16 protein-coding genes are annotated in these 18,197 nt (G+C 58.1%); 13 read left to right on the top strand and 3 right to left on the bottom strand.

From position 1 onward, the window contains the following. Positions 1-27 precede the first annotated feature (27 nt). Positions 28-2,778, top strand: a complete 2,751-nt coding sequence (gene malT / locus ACA373_RS17230) for an HTH-type transcriptional regulator MalT (RefSeq protein WP_370734872.1) — start codon at positions 28-30, stop codon at positions 2,776-2,778. Here the strand turns inward: malT and ACA373_RS17225 are convergent. After that, a complete protein-coding gene (locus ACA373_RS17225) occupies positions 2,775-3,770 on the bottom strand; it encodes an acyltransferase (RefSeq protein ID WP_370734871.1) in 996 nt (331 codons plus the stop codon). The genes malT and ACA373_RS17225 overlap by 4 nt on opposite strands. A 246-nt stretch (positions 3,771-4,016) precedes the next feature. Between ACA373_RS17225 and ACA373_RS17220 the strand changes: the two genes are divergently transcribed. The 4 genes from ACA373_RS17220 (at position 4,017) to glyS (ending at position 7,805) form a co-directional block, all read left to right on the top strand. Beyond that, complete coding sequence (locus tag ACA373_RS17220; RefSeq protein WP_253456614.1) at positions 4,017-4,364, top strand: type II toxin-antitoxin system RelE/ParE family toxin; 348 nt, start codon at positions 4,017-4,019, stop codon at positions 4,362-4,364. Then, a complete protein-coding gene (locus tag ACA373_RS17215) occupies positions 4,364-4,663 on the top strand; it encodes a helix-turn-helix domain-containing protein (protein WP_253456616.1) in 300 nt (99 codons plus the stop codon). Before ACA373_RS17220 ends, ACA373_RS17215 begins: the two co-directional genes overlap by 1 nt. A gap of 154 nt (positions 4,664-4,817) precedes the next feature. Then, entirely contained in the window at positions 4,818-5,726 is a 909-nt protein-coding gene (gene glyQ / locus ACA373_RS17210) for a glycine--tRNA ligase subunit alpha (protein WP_253456618.1), read from the top strand. A 9-nt stretch (positions 5,727-5,735) separates the two neighbouring features. Beyond that, a complete protein-coding gene (glyS, locus tag ACA373_RS17205; protein ID WP_253456621.1) occupies positions 5,736-7,805 on the top strand; it encodes a glycine--tRNA ligase subunit beta in 2,070 nt (689 codons plus the stop codon). 70 nt (positions 7,806-7,875) lie between these two features. Here glyS and ACA373_RS17200 read toward each other — a convergent pair whose 3' ends face one another. Together ACA373_RS17200 and ACA373_RS17195 are read right to left on the bottom strand one after the other, a co-directional pair. Continuing rightward, positions 7,876-8,922: an NAD(P)-dependent alcohol dehydrogenase gene (locus ACA373_RS17200; protein ID WP_369895357.1), complete on the bottom strand. Its 1,047-nt coding sequence runs from the start codon at positions 8,920-8,922 to the stop codon at positions 7,876-7,878. A gap of 166 nt (positions 8,923-9,088) precedes the next feature. After that, positions 9,089-9,382 (bottom strand): HTH-type transcriptional regulator, encoded by a 294-nt coding sequence (locus ACA373_RS17195; protein WP_125289253.1) that lies wholly within the window; start codon positions 9,380-9,382, stop codon positions 9,089-9,091. A gap of 131 nt (positions 9,383-9,513) precedes the next feature. Here ACA373_RS17195 and ACA373_RS17190 point away from each other — a divergent pair, with 131 nt between their 5' ends. From ACA373_RS17190 to ACA373_RS17155, 8 genes are all read left to right on the top strand, one after another. Next, on the top strand, positions 9,514-9,750 hold the full coding sequence (locus tag ACA373_RS17190) for a hypothetical protein (protein ID WP_301251539.1): 237 nt from the start codon (positions 9,514-9,516) through the stop codon (positions 9,748-9,750). A 567-nt stretch (positions 9,751-10,317) separates the two neighbouring features. Beyond that, positions 10,318-11,034, top strand: a complete 717-nt coding sequence (locus ACA373_RS17185; RefSeq protein WP_253456634.1) for a FadR/GntR family transcriptional regulator — start codon at positions 10,318-10,320, stop codon at positions 11,032-11,034. Then, the gene (locus ACA373_RS17180) at positions 11,031-12,029 is read left to right on the top strand and encodes an ABC transporter ATP-binding protein (protein ID WP_253456636.1); all 999 of its coding nucleotides are present in this window, start codon (positions 11,031-11,033) and stop codon (positions 12,027-12,029) included. The genes ACA373_RS17185 and ACA373_RS17180 overlap by 4 nt, the downstream gene beginning before the upstream one ends. Next, complete coding sequence (locus tag ACA373_RS17175; protein ID WP_253456639.1) at positions 12,026-13,117, top strand: ABC transporter ATP-binding protein; 1,092 nt, start codon at positions 12,026-12,028, stop codon at positions 13,115-13,117. The genes ACA373_RS17180 and ACA373_RS17175 overlap by 4 nt, the downstream gene beginning before the upstream one ends. Beyond that, complete coding sequence (locus tag ACA373_RS17170) at positions 13,114-14,628, top strand: ABC transporter substrate-binding protein (RefSeq protein ID WP_370734870.1); 1,515 nt, start codon at positions 13,114-13,116, stop codon at positions 14,626-14,628. The genes ACA373_RS17175 and ACA373_RS17170 overlap by 4 nt, the downstream gene beginning before the upstream one ends. 15 nt (positions 14,629-14,643) lie before the next feature. After that, positions 14,644-15,585 carry an ABC transporter permease gene (locus ACA373_RS17165; RefSeq protein WP_301730585.1) on the top strand — a complete coding sequence of 314 codons (942 nt, stop codon included), beginning with the start codon at positions 14,644-14,646 and terminating at the stop codon, positions 15,583-15,585. 2 nt (positions 15,586-15,587) lie between these two features. Continuing rightward, positions 15,588-16,463, top strand: coding sequence for an ABC transporter permease (locus tag ACA373_RS17160; RefSeq protein WP_370734869.1), 876 nt, complete (start codon positions 15,588-15,590; stop codon positions 16,461-16,463). Between the two features lie 15 nt (positions 16,464-16,478). Next, a complete protein-coding gene (locus tag ACA373_RS17155) occupies positions 16,479-18,080 on the top strand; it encodes a gamma-glutamyltransferase family protein (protein ID WP_370734868.1) in 1,602 nt (533 codons plus the stop codon). Positions 18,081-18,197 lie beyond the last annotated feature (117 nt).

Raw genomic sequence — 18,197 nt, 5'->3', positions numbered from 1 at the left:
TGACGCTTCCTATAAGAATCCAAAATTATGCTTATCCCTTCAAAACTGAGCCGCCCGATGCGGCTGCAAGATACGGTGGTACGCGAACGTTTACTGGCCCGGCTGGCTGTCGTCCCGGACTATCGTCTGACGCTGGTTACCAGCCCGGCCGGCTACGGCAAAACAACGCTGATGGCGCACTGGGCGGCAGGAAAAAACGCGCTGGGCTGGTATTCGCTGGATGAAAGCGACAATAAGTCGGAACGTTTTGCCAGTTATTTGATTGCGGCGGTGCAGCAGGCCACCGGCGGCCACTGCGTGAAGAGCGAAGCCTTAAGTCAAAAGCACCAGTACGCCAGCCTGAACGCGCTGTTCGCCCAGCTGTTCGTCGAGCTTGCCGACTGGCAGCAGCCGGTGATGCTGGTAATCGATGACTATCATCTGATTACCAATGCGGATATTCATGAAGGGATGCGCTTTTTTCTGCGCCATCAGCCCGATAATTTCTCGCTGGTGATCCTGTCGCGCACCTTGCCGCCGCTGGGCATCGCCAATTTACGCGTGCGCGGCCAGCTGCTGGAGCTTATCGTCTCCGAACTGGCCTTTACCCACAGCGAAACCCAGCAGTTTTTTGACTGCCGCCTGAAAGAGCCCATTGAACAGGCGGACAGCAATCGCTTTTGCGACAACGTTGCCGGTTGGGCCACGGCGCTACAGCTGATTGCGCTGTCGGCCAGCCAGTCCTCTACGCCGGCTTTACAGTCTACCCAGCATTCCGCGCGCAAGCTGACCGGCCTGAACGCCAGCCATTTATCGCAATATCTGGTCGAGGAGGTGTTGGATCGGGTCGATACGCCCACCCGCGATTTTCTGCTGCGCTGCTCTTTGTTGCGCTCGATGAACGACGCGCTGATCGTCCGTCTGACCGGCAGCGATAACGGGCAGCAGCGGCTGGAAAATCTGGAAAGCCAGGGTCTGTTTCTTCACCGCATGGACGGCACCGGCGAGTGGTTTAACTTCCATCCGCTGTTCGCCTCTTTTTTGCGGCAGCGCTGCCAGTGGGAGCTGGCCGCAGAGCTGCCGGAAATCCATCGCGCCGCTGCACAAGGCTGGCTGGCGCAGGGTTTTCCGGCCGAAGCTATCCATCACGCGCTGAGCGCGGAAGATACCGGGCTGCTGCGCGATATCCTGCTACAGCACGCGTGGGCGCTGTTTAACCAAAGCGAGCTGGCCCTGCTGGAAGAGTGCCTGAACGCCCTGCGCTATGACCAGCTGATCGTCAATCCTAAGCTGGTGCTGCTCCAGGCCTGGCTGATCCAAAGCCAGCACCGCTATGTTGAAGTCGACGCGCTGCTTTCCCGTGCGGAAAGCGAGATGCAGCGCAGGAATATCTCCATGACGCAGGAGCTTGCCGCTGAATTTAACGCCCTACGCGCTCAGGTGGCGATCAACGATGGTCGTGAGGAAGAAGCCGCCCGGCTGGCGACGGAAGCGCTGCGCTTTTTGCCGCATAACAGCTATTACAGCCGCATAGTGGCGACCTCGGTCACCGGCGAAATCCAGCACTGCAAAGGCGATCTGGCGCGCGCGCTGCCGCTGATGCAGCAGACCGAACAGATAGCCAGACGCTTTCAGGTGTACCATTACGCGCTTTGGGCCTTGCTCCAGCAAAGTGAAATTTTAATTGCGCAGGGATTTTTACAGGCCGCCTTCGAGATGCAGGATCGCGCCTTTGAGCTGGTGCATGAACAGCACCTTGAACAGCTGCCGATGCACGAATTCCTGCTGCGCCTGCGCTCTCAGGTGCTGTGGTCGTGGTCAAGGCTGGACGACGCCGAACAGGCTGCTCGCCAGGGACTGGAAGTATTAAGCAATTTCCAGCCGCAGCAGCTTCAGTGTCTGGCGATGCTGGCGAAATGCGCGCTGGCTCGTGGTCAGCTTGATAACGCGCAGCACTATTTGCAGCGCTGCGAGAACCTGATCAAAACCGGCCAGTATCATAGCGACTGGGTGACCAATACCGATAAAAGCCGGGTGATTTACTGGCAGCTGACCGGCAATAAAACCGCCGCGCAGCGCTGGCTCCAGCAGGCCGGTAAACCGGGCGGCGCGGATAATCATTTTCAGCAGGGCCAGTGGCGCTCGATTGCGCGCGTACAGATCCTGCTGGAGCAGTTCAGCGAGGCGGAGGTGGTGCTGGACGAGCTGAACAGCAACGCGCGCCAGCTGCGCCTCACCAGCGATTTAAACCGTAACCTACTGTTAAGCAACCTCTTATACTGGCGAACGGGCAGGAAAAGCGACGCGCAGCGCGTGCTGATCGAAGCGCTGAGCCTGGCAAACCGCACCGGTTTTATCAGCCATTTCGTGATTGAAGGCGAAATGATGGCGCAGCAGCTCCGGCAGCTGCTGCAGCTGAACCTGCTGCCGGAGCTGGAACAACGCAGGGCGCAGCAGATCCTGCGTGAACTTAATCAGCACCATCGGCATAAGTTTGCCCATTTTGACGAAAGCTTTGTCAGTAAACTGCTGAGCCATCCGCAAGTGCCGGAGCTGATCCGCACCAGCCCGTTAACCCAGCGGGAATGGCAGGTGCTGGGGCTGATCTATTCGGGCTACAGCAACGAGCAGATCGCGGGAGAGCTGGACGTCGCGGCGACGACTATCAAAACTCATATCCGCAATCTTTATCAGAAGATGGGCATTGCGCACCGTCAGGATGCGGTACAGCACGCCCGACAGCTGCTGGAAGTGATGGGCTACGGCACCCCGGATACGGCGGTGACCTGTCAGCCTTAACTGACAAAATGCCGCTTATCCAGTTTTCTCAGCGCCAGCGCCAGCAGCAAACTGCCCAGCAGCGTCAGCGTAAACACCAGCGGGATATCCAGCAGCGGCCGATCGGTATGATCAAGATGATGCGTCCGCATAAAGTGGATAAACAGCGCGTGGAAACCATAAATTGGCAGGGAATTACGGGAAATAACGCCTAAGATCGGTAAAATTCGCGCGTTCAGCACGTTTTTAAACAGCACCAGCAGGCTGACCGCCGCGATAAAGACCGCCGGGCCGCAGTAGAGATACCAGGTATCGGCAAAGGCGCCGTTAATCGCCATCTGCTTTTTAGTGCCCAGCGCGATAACCGCCACGCAGGCGATAAAAACCGTGCCGGCCAGCCAGCTGACGGCGCGTCCGCCGGTATTCATCGTGCCGATAGCGCGGCCAAACAGCGCGTAGAGCACGTAGTAGAAGCTGTCGCCGTTGATATAAAGATTAAGCGGCAGCCAGTGAAAATGCCCGACCGACTGATCCACCGTGTTGGGATTCGCCAGCACCGCCAGCACCAGCGTCACCGCCGCCAGATAGCCCGCCCGCACGTTTTTGACCTGAATAAGGGGCGAAAGCAGGTAGATAGCGATAATCGCGAAGAAAAACCACAGGTGATAGAACACCGGCTTCTGCAAAAGCAGCTGGATGGAAATCCCCTGGCTGATAGGCGTCAGCCACGTGATATAGGCCAGCGCCACCGCGCTGTAAAACGCCAGGCAGAGCACGATGCGCAGAAAATGACGGCCCTGCGCGCTGCGCTCGCCAAAGAACAGAAAGCCGGAAATCATAAAAAAGAGCGGCACGCAGACTCTGGAAGCGGAGTTCAGCAGATTGGAGAGATCCCACGTATGTTCGCCTACTTTTGGCGCGTTGGTCACGTACCAGGTGGTGGTGTGGATCATAATCACCATCAGGCAGGCCACCGCCCGCAGGTTATCTATCCAGGCTATCTTGTCCTTCATGTTTTCCTCTGCTGGCACCAATGCGTATCAGAGGGTAGCCAGGCGGCAAGTTTTCAACAACCTGCGCCAGGGGAATATCAGACAGGAGCAGGCCTGCATCTTTCCACGCCATGATGTTTTTTTAATTGGTTAGCTTTTTTAACACCAGCCCGTCGTCCTGCAACCTTTACCTCTCTTGAAATTATAATGAATTCATTATAAATTTGATTATAACTTAAACGTTATAATTACAGATCAGGGACGATCATGTGGAAAATCATAACAACAAAACGGTTTGATGCCTGGTTTTTTGCGCAACCCGAAGATTTGCAGGACGAAATCTTAGCGGCGTTTCTCGTGTTGAGAAAAGAAGGCCCCCATACTGGACGGCCATTGGTCGATACCCTGAATGACTCAATCTATCCGAATATGAAGGAGCTACGTCTGTCATTCAAAGCCAGGCCGATAAGGGCGTTATTTGCTTTTGATCCTGTTCGTCAGGCTATTTTCCTTTGTGCTGGCGACAAAACAGGCGACCGTAGGTTCTATAAAAAATATATCACTCTCGCTGAGGCTGAGTACAAAGCTCATCTGGCGAAACTGGAGGCCCGGTAATGGCAACGTTAGACGAACTGATGAACGAAGTAAGCCCCGCACGCCGCGCTAAAATCGAGGAGCGGGCCGAAGAAATGGTGCGCGAAATCACGCTGGCGCAGATGCGTGAAGAGCTGCAAATTTCACAAACTGAACTCGCCGCAACGCTTGGCGTTAAACAACCCGCCGTCGCCCGTATGGAGCGTGTTGATAACGATCCGCGCCTGTCCACGCTTAAACGCTACGTGGCCGCGCTGGGCGGAGAACTTTCTATTGATGTCAAACTCCCGTCGGGTAAGCGAGTTGCTTACCCGCTATAAGTGTTTTCAGGCAGGCACGCAGACGGAACAGAGAACAGCCAAAGAGGCTTTGCGGCGGCATCCGCGCCTCTTCGGCCAACATCGGGCTGACTAACCGACGGTCAAAGGGTATACTGACGCCCACTTTTAAAACCGTCTCGCGTGCGAAAACAACATGCAAAAGTTTGATACCAAGACATTTCAGGGTCTGATCCTGACCTTACAGGATTACTGGGCACGCCAGGGTTGCACCATCGTGCAGCCGCTGGATATGGAAGTCGGCGCGGGCACCTCTCACCCGATGACCTGTCTGCGCGCGCTGGGGCCGGAGCCGATTGCCGCGGCCTACGTGCAGCCTTCCCGCCGTCCTACCGACGGCCGCTACGGCGAAAACCCGAACCGCTTACAGCACTATTATCAGTTCCAGGTGATCATCAAGCCGTCACCGGACAATATTCAGGAACTCTACCTCGGCTCGCTGAAAGAGCTGGGTATGGATCCGACTGTCCACGATATCCGCTTCGTGGAAGATAACTGGGAAAACCCAACGCTGGGCGCGTGGGGCCTGGGCTGGGAAGTCTGGCTGAACGGCATGGAAGTGACGCAGTTCACCTACTTCCAGCAGGTCGGCGGCCTGGAGTGCAAGCCGGTGACCGGCGAAATCACCTATGGCCTGGAGCGTCTGGCGATGTATATCCAGGGCGTGGACAGCGTTTACGATCTGGTCTGGAGCGACGGCCCGCTGGGGAAAACCACCTACGGCGACGTGTTCCATCAGAACGAGGTGGAGCAGTCTACCTATAACTTTGAGTATGCCGACGTCGACTTCCTCTTTACCTGCTTCGAGCAGTACGAAAAAGAAGCAAAAAGCCTGCTGGAGCTGGAAAAACCGCTACCGCTGCCGGCCTACGAACGCATCCTGAAGGCAGGTCATACCTTTAACCTGCTGGACGCGCGTAAAGCTATCTCCGTGACCGAGCGCCAGCGCTATATTCTGCGCATCCGCACCCTGACCAAAGCCGTGGCTGAAGCTTACTATGCGTCTCGCGAGGCGCTGGGCTTCCCGATGTGCAATAAAAAATAAGAGGCAGCCATGACTGAAAAAACATTTCTGGTGGAGATCGGCACCGAAGAGCTGCCACCGAAGGCGCTGCGCAATCTTGCCGAAGCCTTTGCCGCGAATTTTACCGCCGAACTGGATGCCGCCGGCCTGACGCACGGCGAAGTAAACTGGTATGCCGCGCCTCGTCGTCTGGCGCTGAAGGTCGCAGACTTAAGCGCTGCGCAGCCCGATCGCGAAGTGGAAAAGCGCGGCCCGGCCATCGCCGCGGCTTTTGATGCCAACGGCGTCGCCACCAAAGCGGCGGAAGGCTGGGCGCGCGGCTGCGGTATCACCGTCGATCAGGCCGAGCGTCTGAGCACCGACAAAGGCGAATGGCTGCTGTATCGCGCCCATATGAAAGGCGAAAGCGCGCAGTCGCTGCTGCCTGCGATGGTTGCCACCTCGCTGGCGAAGCTGCCTATTCCTAAACTGATGCGCTGGGGCGATTCCGACGTGCAGTTTGTGCGTCCGGTACACACCGTGACGCTGCTGCTGGGCGAAGAGAGCATTCCGGCCACCATTCTGGGTATCGACTCCGCCCGCACTATTCGCGGCCACCGCTTTATGGGCGAGCCGGAATTCACTCTCGATAATGCCGATCAATACCCGCAGATCCTGCTGGAGCGCGGCAAGGTGCAGGCCGACTTCGAGGCGCGTAAAGCGCAGATCAAAGCCGATGCCGAAGCCGCAGCGAAAGAGATTGGCGGCCATGCCGATCTGAGCGACAGCCTGCTGGAAGAGGTCGCCTCGCTGGTAGAGTGGCCGGTAGTGCTGACGGCAAAATTCGAAGAGAAGTTCCTCGCGGTGCCGGCCGAAGCGCTGGTTTACACCATGAAAGGCGACCAGAAGTATTTCCCGGTTTACGACGATGCGGGCAAGCTGCTGCCGCACTTTATCTTTGTGACCAACATCGAGTCGAAAGATCCGTCGCAGATTATCGCCGGTAATGAAAAAGTGGTGCGTCCTCGTCTGGCCGATGCGGAATTCTTCTTTAATACCGATCGCAAACAGCGTCTGGAAGACAATCTGCCGCGTCTGGAAACCGTTCTGTTCCAGAAAGAGCTGGGCACGCTGCGCGATAAAACCGACCGCATTCAGGCGCTGGCTGGCTGGATTGCCGCACAGACTGGCGCTGACGTCAATCATGCGACCCGCGCCGGTCTGCTGTCCAAATGCGACCTGATGACCAATATGGTGTTCGAGTTCACCGACACGCAGGGCGTGATGGGCATGCACTACGCCCGTCATGATGGCGAAGCGGAAGACGTTGCCGTGGCGCTGAACGAGCAGTATCAGCCGCGCTTTGCCGGTGATGAACTGCCGTCCAACCCGGTCGCCTGCGCGCTGGCGATTGCCGACAAGATGGACACGCTGGCGGGTATTTTCGGCATCGGCCAGCATCCAAAAGGCGATAAAGATCCGTTCGCGCTGCGTCGTGCCGCGCTGGGCGTGCTGCGTATTATCGTCGAGAAGAATCTGCCGCTGGATCTGCAAACGCTGACCGAAGAAGCGGTGCGCCTGTATGGCAGCAAGCTGAGCAACGCGAAAGTGGTCGATGACGTGATCGACTTTATGCTGGGTCGCTTCCGCACCTGGTATCAGGAAGAAGGCCACAGCATCGACACCATCCAGGCCGTGCTGGCTCGTCGCCCTACTCGTCCGGCGGATTTCAACGCGCGTATGAAAGCCGTGTCCCACTTCCGCACCCTGGAAGAGGCGGCTGCGCTGGCGGCGGCTAACAAGCGTGTCTCCAACATTCTGGCGAAATCCAGCGAAACGCTGAACGACAGCGTGCAGGCCTCGCTGCTGAAAGAGAACGAAGAGATCCAGCTGGCGACCTACGTGTCTGCCTTAAGCAGCAAGCTGGCGCCTTACTTCGCGGAAGGCCGCTATCAGGATGCGCTGATCGAGCTGGCGCAGCTGCGCGCCGCCGTGGATAACTTCTTTGAGAAAGTCATGGTGAACGCGGAAGATCGTGAAGTGCGCATCAACCGTTTAACCCTGCTGACCAAACTCCGCCAGCTGTTCCTGGAAGTTGCGGATATTTCTCTGCTGCAGTAAATCCTCCTCCCACCTGAGGGAAGGGGTTTAAAGCTGACGGTAACAAACCCGCCATAACGGCGGGTTTTTTTTAGCCTTTCGCTTTCATATCAATCACAAAGCGGTACTTCACGTCGCCTTTCAGCATCCGCTCAAACGCCATTTCTACGTCTTCCAGACGGATAACTTCCACGTCTGACACAATGTTGTGCTCGCCGCAGAAATCCAGCATCTGCTGCGTTTCCGCAATGCTGCCGATAGAGGTGCCGGAAATGCTCAGACGCTTAAAGACGACCGGCGTCACGTTTGGCGACTTGTGCGGCGCATCCGGGATGCCGACCAGCACCAGATGACCGTTGGTTTTCAGCGCGTTGAGATAAGGATCGAGATCGTGCGGTGCGGCCACGCAGTCCAGAATAAAGTCGAGGCTGTTGGCCTGCGCCGCAATCTGCTCTGCATCTTTAGACACCACCACGCTGCTGGCACCCAGGCGCAGCGCATCTTCGCCTTTGGCCGGCGAAGTGGTAAACAGCACCACTTCCGCGCCCAGCGCGCTGGCCAGCTTGACGGCCATATGCCCTAAACCGCCCAGGCCAATAACGCCCACGCGCTGGCCGGGCTGAATATTCCAGTGTTTAAGCGGCGACCAGGTGGTTACGCCCGCGCACAGCAGCGGCGCGACCGCGCTCAGCGTCAGGTTTTCCGGCACGTTAACCACGAACTTGCTGTCTACGACGATGCTGTCGGAATAGCCGCCGAAGGTTTTACCACCGATCGTTTTCTCTTCGCCGTTATAGGTAGCGGTAAAGCCCGCTTCGCAATATTGCTCTTCGCCCTGACTGCACTGCGAGCAGTGGCCGCAGGAGTCGACCATCACGCCGACACCGACCAGGTCGCCCGCTTTGAAGGTGCTAACGTCGCTGCCGGTAGCAATCACGCGGCCTACAATTTCATGGCCGGGCACCAGCGGAAACGTGCTGACGCCCCATTCGTTGCGCGCCATATGCAGATCGGAGTGGCAAACGCCGCAGTAGTGGATATCAATATGCACATCGCCGGCTTGCAGTTCGCGGCGTTGAAATTCGAATGGTTCAAGAGAAGTAGTGGCAGATTTTGCTGCCAGGCCTTTAACCTGCATGTGGCTGTCCCCTGTTGGGCAAAGCCGCGTAGAGTAGAGAAATGCGCGGGCCGGGGCAAGCCGGAATTGTAAAAGAGAATATGAGCGCCGGACGCCTCGCTTAAAACACAAAACCCGCCAGCGGGCGGGTTTTTCAATTACTGGCACAGCAAAAGACCGTTTTTTACTATCCCAGCAGCTCACGGCTGAGACAAGGATTTGATTGGATCAACAGCATTAATTTTTGAGCACTGCGCGAAGGTTTACTGCGCTTCGCTTCCCAGCTCTTAACCGAGGAAACACTAACGCCCATTGCCAGGGCAAACTCATCAACTTCCATGCCGGTAATTTCCCGTATGCGTTTTGGTTCGGGCATTAACACTTCACCCTTTAATGCGGGAGCGGCCTGGATAACTTCACGCGTAAGCACAATGTGCTCAAGGCTGGACAACAACTCACCCATTGGGTCTTTAACTTCCATAGAGCACTCCTCATAAAAATCACGAATGTGAACAACCAGAGGGAGGATCTGAGGCCCAGATCCCGAATGCTGGCGAACAACAGCCTGAGGAGCTCATCGAGACAGCGCAGGTTAACGCCAGGATTTTTAGTATGGGCGCAAACTCAAACTTTTGCGCTCAAATTTTTGACTATTTTTTAAACCTGAACGCCAAAAATCTTTACATCCCGACAGACGGCTTCAGGCTACGCCATACGGGGCCTGAGGTGGTAACGATTACAGGAAACTGGACAGAGAGTAAGCAGAACGGTAGTTATCAGAAAATTCCTAACACATGGATAACTTTGCTGCTGACAGAAAAAATAAAGCGGCGCATTAGGGCAGATTAAGCGTAGCCGTCAGCGTGGCGGTTTTGCTCTTTGCCGCTGGCGTAGAACAGAGCGTTTCTGCGCCACATTCGGCCCGGTTAAGCGTTTGATTATTCACAATCTGGCAGAGTGAGTATTCCGCGCCGCTAAAAATTCTATTAATAACAATCCGACAGATGGATTATTCGGCGGCGCTAAAAATCCTGTTAATAACAATCTGGCCGATTAATTATTAAAAATGCCATTACTAACAATCCGGCAGATTGATTATTTGGCGCCTCTCCTTTACCGCTACGGAAAAAGCTATCTGGTCAATTTGCTATGCCCCGCCATTAATCTGCACGCCGGTGGCGCTTTATGTCTGCCCACATCTGCACCAAAAAGCGGCATCTTATTGCCTGCCGTTTCCCACCCGGCTGAACAGGTAAAATTTATAATATTTAAATTCAAACGCTTACGTAAATAACCGCGCCGCTCTGCCGTACCAATTCAATATTGGTTCGCTTTTTGCCTCTGTTATCTCCGTGGCTGGCCGTTCGATTACCGCTGCCGTCGCACTATTTCAGGGGCTGAAGAAGCGAACCAATCATGACTGATACAACAAATTCCACCAGTTCCCATTCCGCGCTGGAAAAGCTGCGCCAGCTGATCCAGCAGCAGGAAGCCCAACCGGCTAACCCGCTACCTACTGAACGGGAGCTGGCCGAACGGTTTTGCGTGGGCCGTCGTGAGATCCGCCGGGCGCTGGACGTGCTGGAAGAAGAAGGCCGCATCTGGCGCAAGCAGGGCAAAGGCACGTTTGTCGGCCCGGCCGCGCCGGTTCAGCCGCTGGCGCTGCACGATTTGCCGCAGCGCTCAAATCTGCTGGAAGTGATGGAGGCCCGTATTCAGCTGGAGCCGGGGCTGGCTCGTCTGGCCGCCCTGCGGGCCAGCGGCGAGCAGGTTGCGCTGATGCAGCGGCTGATGGAGAGGATGCAGAGCATCGCCCCGGACGACAGCGATCGGCACGAACTGTGGGACAGCGCGTTTCACCGGGCTATCGCCGAAGCCGCAGGCAACCGTCTGATGCTGGGGTTGTTCGACGCGGTCGACGCGGTTCGCCGGGATCCGGGCTGGCAACACCTGCGCGTGCTGGCGCGAACGACGGATCGGCTGCACAGCTACGACGACCATCATCAGCGGCTGGTGCAACATATCGCGGAGCGGCAGCCGCAGGAGGCCGCCGCGGCCATGCGTGAACATTTACTGGCGCTGCAACAGGCGCTCATCGAAGCGCTCAGCGGTGATAAAGAGGAGCTGCCATGAAGGCCACAACGCCGGTGCTGGCTCTGCGCCAGCTCAACGTTCGTTTTAAAGGCAGTCCCGTCAGCGTGCTGGACGATATTTCGCTTCAGGTCGAAGCTGGCGAAACGCTGGCGCTGGTCGGCGAATCCGGCTGCGGTAAAAGCATCACCTCGCTGGCGCTGATGGGCCTGCTGCCCGACAGCGCGGAGATCGTTCAGGGCGAAATCACTTTTCTCAATCGGCCGCTACAAACCCTGAACGCACGCGACTATGCCGATCTGCGCGGCAACGAGCTGGCGATGATTTTTCAGGAGCCGATGACCTCGCTCAATCCCGCTTTCACGCTGGGCGATCAGCTGAGCGAAGCCGTGATGCGTCATCATGCGGTAAACCGCCGTGAAGCGATGGCCGTAGCGCTGGCAATATTAGAAAAGGTGCAGATCCCGGCGGCGGAAATGCGGCTGAAAGCCTATCCACACCAGCTTTCCGGCGGGATGCGCCAGCGCGTGATGATCGCGATGGCGCTCATCAACCGGCCAAAGCTGTTGATTGCCGACGAGCCTACCACCGCGCTGGACGTTACCATCCAGGCGCAGATCCTGGCGCTGCTTAACAGCTTGCAGAAGGAAACCGGCACGGCGGTGCTGATGATTACGCATGACCTGGGCGTGGTTGCCGAAGTGGCGCAGCGCGTGGCGGTGATGTATGCCGGACAGGTGGTCGAAACCGGCGACGTCGCGGAAATTTTCCGCGATCCGCAGCATCCCTACACGATTGGCCTGATGGGTTCCATTCCCGGCGCCGCTACCCGCACCACTACGCTGGCCACCATTCCTGGCGCCGTGCCGCTGCCGGAACAGATGCCCCAGGGCTGCCGCTTCGCCACCCGCTGTCCGTTTGCCGAAAAACGCTGCCACCAGCATAAACCCGCCCTGCAAGCTATCGGCGTCCGCCATCAGGTCGCCTGTTTTCGCGCCCCGCTGGAAGAGCACGTGACGTCTGGAGAATGCGCATGACCTTACCCATCCTTGAATGTAGCGATTTAACAAAAACCTTTCCTGGCCCGACGCGGCTATTTAAGCGCAACCCTCACGTCACGGCTGTCGATCGCATTTCGTTGCAGGTGATGCCGGGCGAAACGCTGGCTATTGTCGGGGAATCAGGCAGTGGCAAATCGACGCTGGGTCGGCTGCTGCTGCGGCTGCTGGCCCCTTCTCAGGGGCAGGTTTTTTATCAGGGCGAAGAGATCACCAAAGCCAGCGGCGCACGTCTGAATCAGCTGCGTCGTGAACTACAGATTATTTTTCAGGATCCCTTCGCCTCGCTTAACCCGCGCATGACCGTGGAACATATCGTCGGCGAACCCTTATGGCTGCACGAGTCGCTATCCGGCAGCCAACGGCAGGAAAAAGTCGCCGAACTGCTGCAAACGGTTGGCCTTCCCGCCGTCTGGGCACGGCGCTATCCGCATGAGTTTTCCGGCGGCCAGCGCCAGCGTATCGGTATTGCCCGCGCGCTGGCTTCCGGCCCGAAGCTGCTGCTGGGCGATGAGCCGGTTTCCGCGCTGGACGTGTCGGTACAGGCACAGGTAGTGAATCTGCTGGAAAGCCTGAAGCAACAGTTTGGCCTGACCATGATCGTGGTGGCGCACGGGCTGGGCGTGATCCGCCATATGAGCGATCGCGTCGCGGTGATGTATCTGGGACAGATTGTAGAGCTGGCGACGGTAGAGGAAATTTTCGATGCGCCGCTGCATCCCTATACCCAGGCGCTGATCGCTTCGGCTCCCCGGTTGCAGCCGGGCGCCGCTCGCCAAATTCCCGTTTTGCAGGGCGACTTGCCCAATCCCGCCGCGCCGCCAAAGGGCTGTCGTTTTCATACGCGCTGCCCTTACGTCAGCGACGAATGCCGCGTGCTGGAACCCATTCAGCAGGTCATTGCCGGTGGCCGCCAGGTGGCCTGCCACCGCTGGCAGGAGATCAATCGTGACCGCAGCGTGATTACCGTTACGCCGCCTTCAGACGCTTTTCTGCGCCGTCGCGCGCTATTCGATCGGGCGGTAAAACACCGCGCTTTAACCTCTTTGGGAGAGATAACGCCATGAATCTACGCCATACTTCACTCGCCGCCCTTAGTGGCCTGCTGCTGCTGGGCAGTTTACCGGCGCAGGCGGAAAGCACGCTGCGGATCGGCCTGGGCGCCGATCCGGATATGCTCGACCCGCACCTTGCCCGCACCTACTATGGCCGCTTTGTCTTTGCCGCGCTCTGCGATCGTCTGGTGGATATTGATGAAAAGCTACAGGTGGTACCGGGCCTCGCGACCGACTGGAAATGGAGCGAGGACGGCAAAACGTTAACCATGAACCTGCGCCAGGACGTGACTTTTCAGGACGGCGAAAAGTTTGATGCTGCTGCGGTAAAATTCAATCTCGATCGTGCCATGACGCTGCCCGGCTCGCTGCGTAAAAGCGAGCTTTCTTCCGTTGAGTCGGTGGAGGTGGCTTCGCCTTCTCAGGTTATTCTGCATCTGAAAAATGCCGACGCGGCGCTGCTCAGCCAGCTGACCGATCGCGCTGGCACAATGCTGGCGCCGAAAGCCGCCGTAAAGCCTGATTTTGCCATGCATCCGGTCTGTTCCGGCCCTTATCAGTTTGCCAGCCGGGTGCAGCAGGATCGCATCGTCCTGAAACGCTTTGACCACTACTGGAATAAGTCGGCCTATCATTTTGATAAGGTGGTTTTTTTGCCCATTCCCGATGCCTCGGTGCGCCTGGCTAATCTGCGTTCCGGCGATCTCGATCTGACCGAAGGCATTGCCGCCAGCGATGTCAAAACCGTTACCGCCGACAGCCGCCTGAGCCTGGTCAAAGTCACCGGACTGGGCTATCAGGGCATCACGTTTAATATCGCTAATGGCAAAACCGCGCCGGACAGCCCGTTTGCAAAAGATGCCCGCGTGCGTGAGGCTTTTTCGCTGGCTATCGATCGCGACGCGCTGAATCAGGTGGCGTTTGAAGGCCAGTACACGCCGGCTAATCAGGCTTTCTCCCCCGTCAGCCCTTACCACGTTAAGCTGCCCGTTCCCGCGCGCGACGTGGAAAAAGCCAAAGCGCTGCTTGCCGCCGCCGGCGTGAAAACGCCGCTCAACGTAACGCTGCTGGTCACCAACAATCCCACCTCGCAGCAGGTAGGCCAGGTGATCCAGGCGATGGTCAGCGAGGCGGGCTTTAACGTGAACCTGCAAATGAGCGAGTTTGCTACCTTGCTGGATCGCCAGCAGCGCGGCGACTTTCAGCTCAGCCTTTCCGGCTGGTCAGGCCGTCCCGATCCTGACGGCAGCATCTTCGCGTTTATCAACAGCAAAGGCACCCTGAACGATGGCCGCTACGGCAATCCACAGGTGGATAGCTGGCTGACCGAAGCCCGCCAGACCAACGATATAGCCGCCCGTCAGGCGTTGTATAACAAGGTGGTGCAGCAGCTACAAAGCGATATGCCGATCGCTTACCTCTATTTTGAACCGCGTATTTTTGGCATGACCAAAAAACTCCAGGGCTTTAAGGCCTGGCCGGACGGGCTGGTGCGCCTGGCTGGCGTAACGATGACGCCGTAAGGCGCAGGAGCGACCATGCTGGAACTGATCTGTAAACGCGTGCTGCTGGCGATCCCGACGCTGTTTCTGGTGAGCATAATGGTCTTTTCGCTGCAAAAGCTGCTGCCGGGCGATCCGATCCTCGCGATGGCGGGCGAAGAGCGTGACCCGGCGGTAATTGCGCAGCTAAGAGAGCATTATCACCTGAACGATCCACTGCCTTCGCAGTACTTTTACTGGCTGGGCAACGCGCTGAAGGGCGATCTCGGCACTTCTATTCGTACTCAGGAACCGGTGACCGCGCTGATTAGCAGCAAGCTGCCGGTGACGCTGGAACTGTCGCTGCTGGCGATGCTAGTGGCGCTGCTGGTTGGCATCAGCATGGGCATCGTCGCGGCGGTGCGGAAAAACAGCTGGGTCGATCACGCCACCAATTTCGTGGCGCTTTCCGGTATCTCCGTGCCGCATTTCTGGCTGGGCATTCTGCTGATCCTGCTCTTTTCCGTGCATCTTCAGTGGCTGCCCGCTTCCGGCTACGTCAGCCTGAGCGAGAGCGTGTCGCAAAATGTGAAAACGCTGCTGCTGCCCGCGCTGGTGCTGGGAACGGGCCTGGCCGCGACGCTGATGCGCCATACGCGCGCCTCGATGATTGCCGTGCTGAAGGCGGATTATATCCGCACCGCCAGAGCCAAAGGGCTGCTGCCGAAAAAGGTGATCCTGAAGCACGCTTTCCGCAACGCGCTGGTGCCGGTGATCACGCTGACCACCCTGTTGTTTGGCGAACTGCTGGGCGGCGCGGTGCTGACCGAACAGGTTTTTACCCTGCCCGGCTTCGGCAAGATGATCGTCGATGCGGTGTTTAACCGCGATTATGCCGTGGTGCAGGGCGTGGTGCTGGTGGTGGCTATTGGCTTTCTGCTGCTGAACCTGCTGGCCGATGTGCTTTACGTGCTGATTAACCCGAAAATGCGAGGCTGACCATGAGTGAAGTTCTGACGGCTGGCGGCGCGGCGACCCTGCGCAAGCCCACTAATCGGGTGCTGAAAAAATTTCTCGGCAATAAAAGCGCGATGATCGGCGCGGTGATTGTGGCGCTGTTTGTGGCGATGGCGCTTCTCGCGCCCTGGCTGGCCCCTTTCGATCCGATCAAAGCCGATTTCCTGGCCGTGCGCAAAGCGCCTTCCGCTATGCACTGGCTCGGCACCGATGAACTGGGGCGCGATATTCTGTCGCGGATGATTTGGGGAGCGCGCACTTCGCTGCTGGCAGGCTGTATTTCCGTGGCGATCGCCATTCTGATTGGCGTCCCGCTGGGGCTGATTGCCGGTTACCGACAGGGCCTGTGGGACGGCGTGATTTCACGCTTTATCGAAGCGCTGCTGGCCTGTCCTTTCCTGATCCTGGCGATTGCGCTGGGCGCTTTTCTTGGCCCCAGCCTGGGTAATGCGATGATCGCTATCGGCCTGTCGGCCATGCCCATCTTCGCCCGCCTGACGCGTGGCCAGGTGATTGCTATCCGTAACGAAGAGTATATCGACGGCGCGCGCGCTATCGGCCTGCCCGATCGCTGGATCGTGCTGCGCTATGTGCTGCCCAACGTGCTGTCGCCGATCCTGGTGCAGGCTACGCTGGCCGTCGCTTCCGCCATTATTACCGAGGCGAGCCTGTCGTTTCTGGGCCTGGGCCAGCAGCCGCCCAATCCTTCCTGGGGCGCGATGCTCAACACCGCCAAAGGCTTTCTTGAACAGGCACCGTGGATGTCGATTTTTCCCGGCCTTGCCATTTTTCTGATTGTGCAGGGTTTTAATCTGCTGGGCGACGGACTGCGCGACGCGCTCGATCCGCGCAACGATTAACTTTAAGGAACCGCTATGAGTGGAATCAGTGATTTTAACGTGGGCTATCCGTCTTATCGCGTGCCGATGATGGGCCGCAACGCCGTCGCCGCCTCGCAGCCGCTGGCGGCACAGGCCGGGATCAAAATGCTCCAGCTGGGCGGTAATGCGGTGGACGCGGCGATTGCGACAGCTATCGCCCTGACCGTGGTGGAGCCGACCGGCAACGGCATTGGCAGCGATGCCTTTGCTATCGTCTGGGACGGCAACCAACTTCATGCGCTGAATGCTTCAGGCCGCGCACCCGCCGCCTGGTCACGCGAAACCTTCGCCCATTTGCAGGCGATGCCGGAGATTGGCTGGGATTCGGTAACCGTGCCGGGCGCGGTGTCCGCCTGGGTTGAGCTGGCGGAGCGTTTCGGTACGCTGCCGTTAACCACGCTGGCCCAGCCGGCCATCGACTATGCGCGTAACGGCTTTCCGGTGTCGCCGCTGATAGGGCACCTGTGGGAACGCGGCTACCAGAAGCTGCGCGATCAGCCAGGCTTTAGCGCCTGCTTTGCGCCCGAAGGCCGTCCGCCGCGCGTCGGCGAGCTGTTCCGCAATCCTCGCCAGGCGGAAACCCTGGAGAAAATCGCCGCCACCAACGGCGAAGCTTTCTACCGCGGCGAGCTGGCGGAAAAAATCGCCGCTTTCGCCAAAGAGCACGGCGCGGCGCTGACGCTGGAAGATTTGCACAACCACCGCGCCGACTGGGTGACGATGCTTTCCCGCCCTTTTGCCGGCGGTTCGGTGCAGGAGCTGCCACCGAACGGTCAGGGCATCGCCACGCTGATGGCGTTGGGCATTCTGGAACAGTGGGATATTGAGCGTTACGAGCCGGATTCGGCGCAGTGGCTGCATCTCTCTATTGAAGCGATGAAGCTGGCGCTGGTGGATCTGGAACGTTATATCGCCGACGAAGAGCATATGGAGTTTCCTGCTGAACTGCTGCTGAGCGACGACTATCTGCGGGAACGCGCCGCGCTGATCGATCCCCATCAGGCCGGCGATTTTACCTTTGGCGCGCCGAAGCAGAGCGGAACGGTTTACCTTTCTACCGCCGATGCTAACGGCATGATGGTGTCGTTTATTCAGTCAAATTATATGGGCTTCGGCTCCGGTGTCGTGGTGCCCGATACCGGCATCAGCCTGCAAAATCGCGGCGCAGGCTTTGTGCTGGAGGAAACGCATCCCAACGTGGTGGCGGCCGGCAAGCGCGCTTTCCATACCATCATCCCTGCCTTCGCGCTTGACGGCGACGGCCAGCCGCTGATGTCGTTTGGCGTAATGGGCGGCCCGATGCAGGCGCAGGGGCATTTACAAATGGCGCTGCGCATTATGCTGCATAAGCAGAATCCTCAGGCGGCCATTGACGCGCCGCGCTGGCGCGTGGTGACGGGCCGGGAAGTGATTGTCGAACCGGCGTTAGATCGCAACGTCATTGCCGCCTTACGAGCGATGGGCCATCACATCGTGGTGGAAGATCCGCTGCAGACCTACAGCTTCGGCGGCGCGCAGGCGATAGTTCGCGATCCGCAGGGATTCTGGATAGCCGCCACCGAAAGCCGCAAGGACGGCCAGGCGCTGGTATTTTGAGGCTTATGCTCTGCCTTTGAGCAGCCACAGTTTCGGATTGCCCGTACTGCAACCGGCATGGCCGGCAGATGGGCAAGCAGCAGATCGGCGTACAGGCGGGATATATCAGTGCCAGAA

It is taken from the genome of Erwinia sp. STN24, from assembly GCF_041320675.1.
Lineage (GTDB): Bacteria > Pseudomonadota > Gammaproteobacteria > Enterobacterales > Enterobacteriaceae > Erwinia > Erwinia aeris.
Note: the sequence above shows the minus strand (reverse complement) of the source record. Positions and strands in the feature narration are given on the sequence as shown.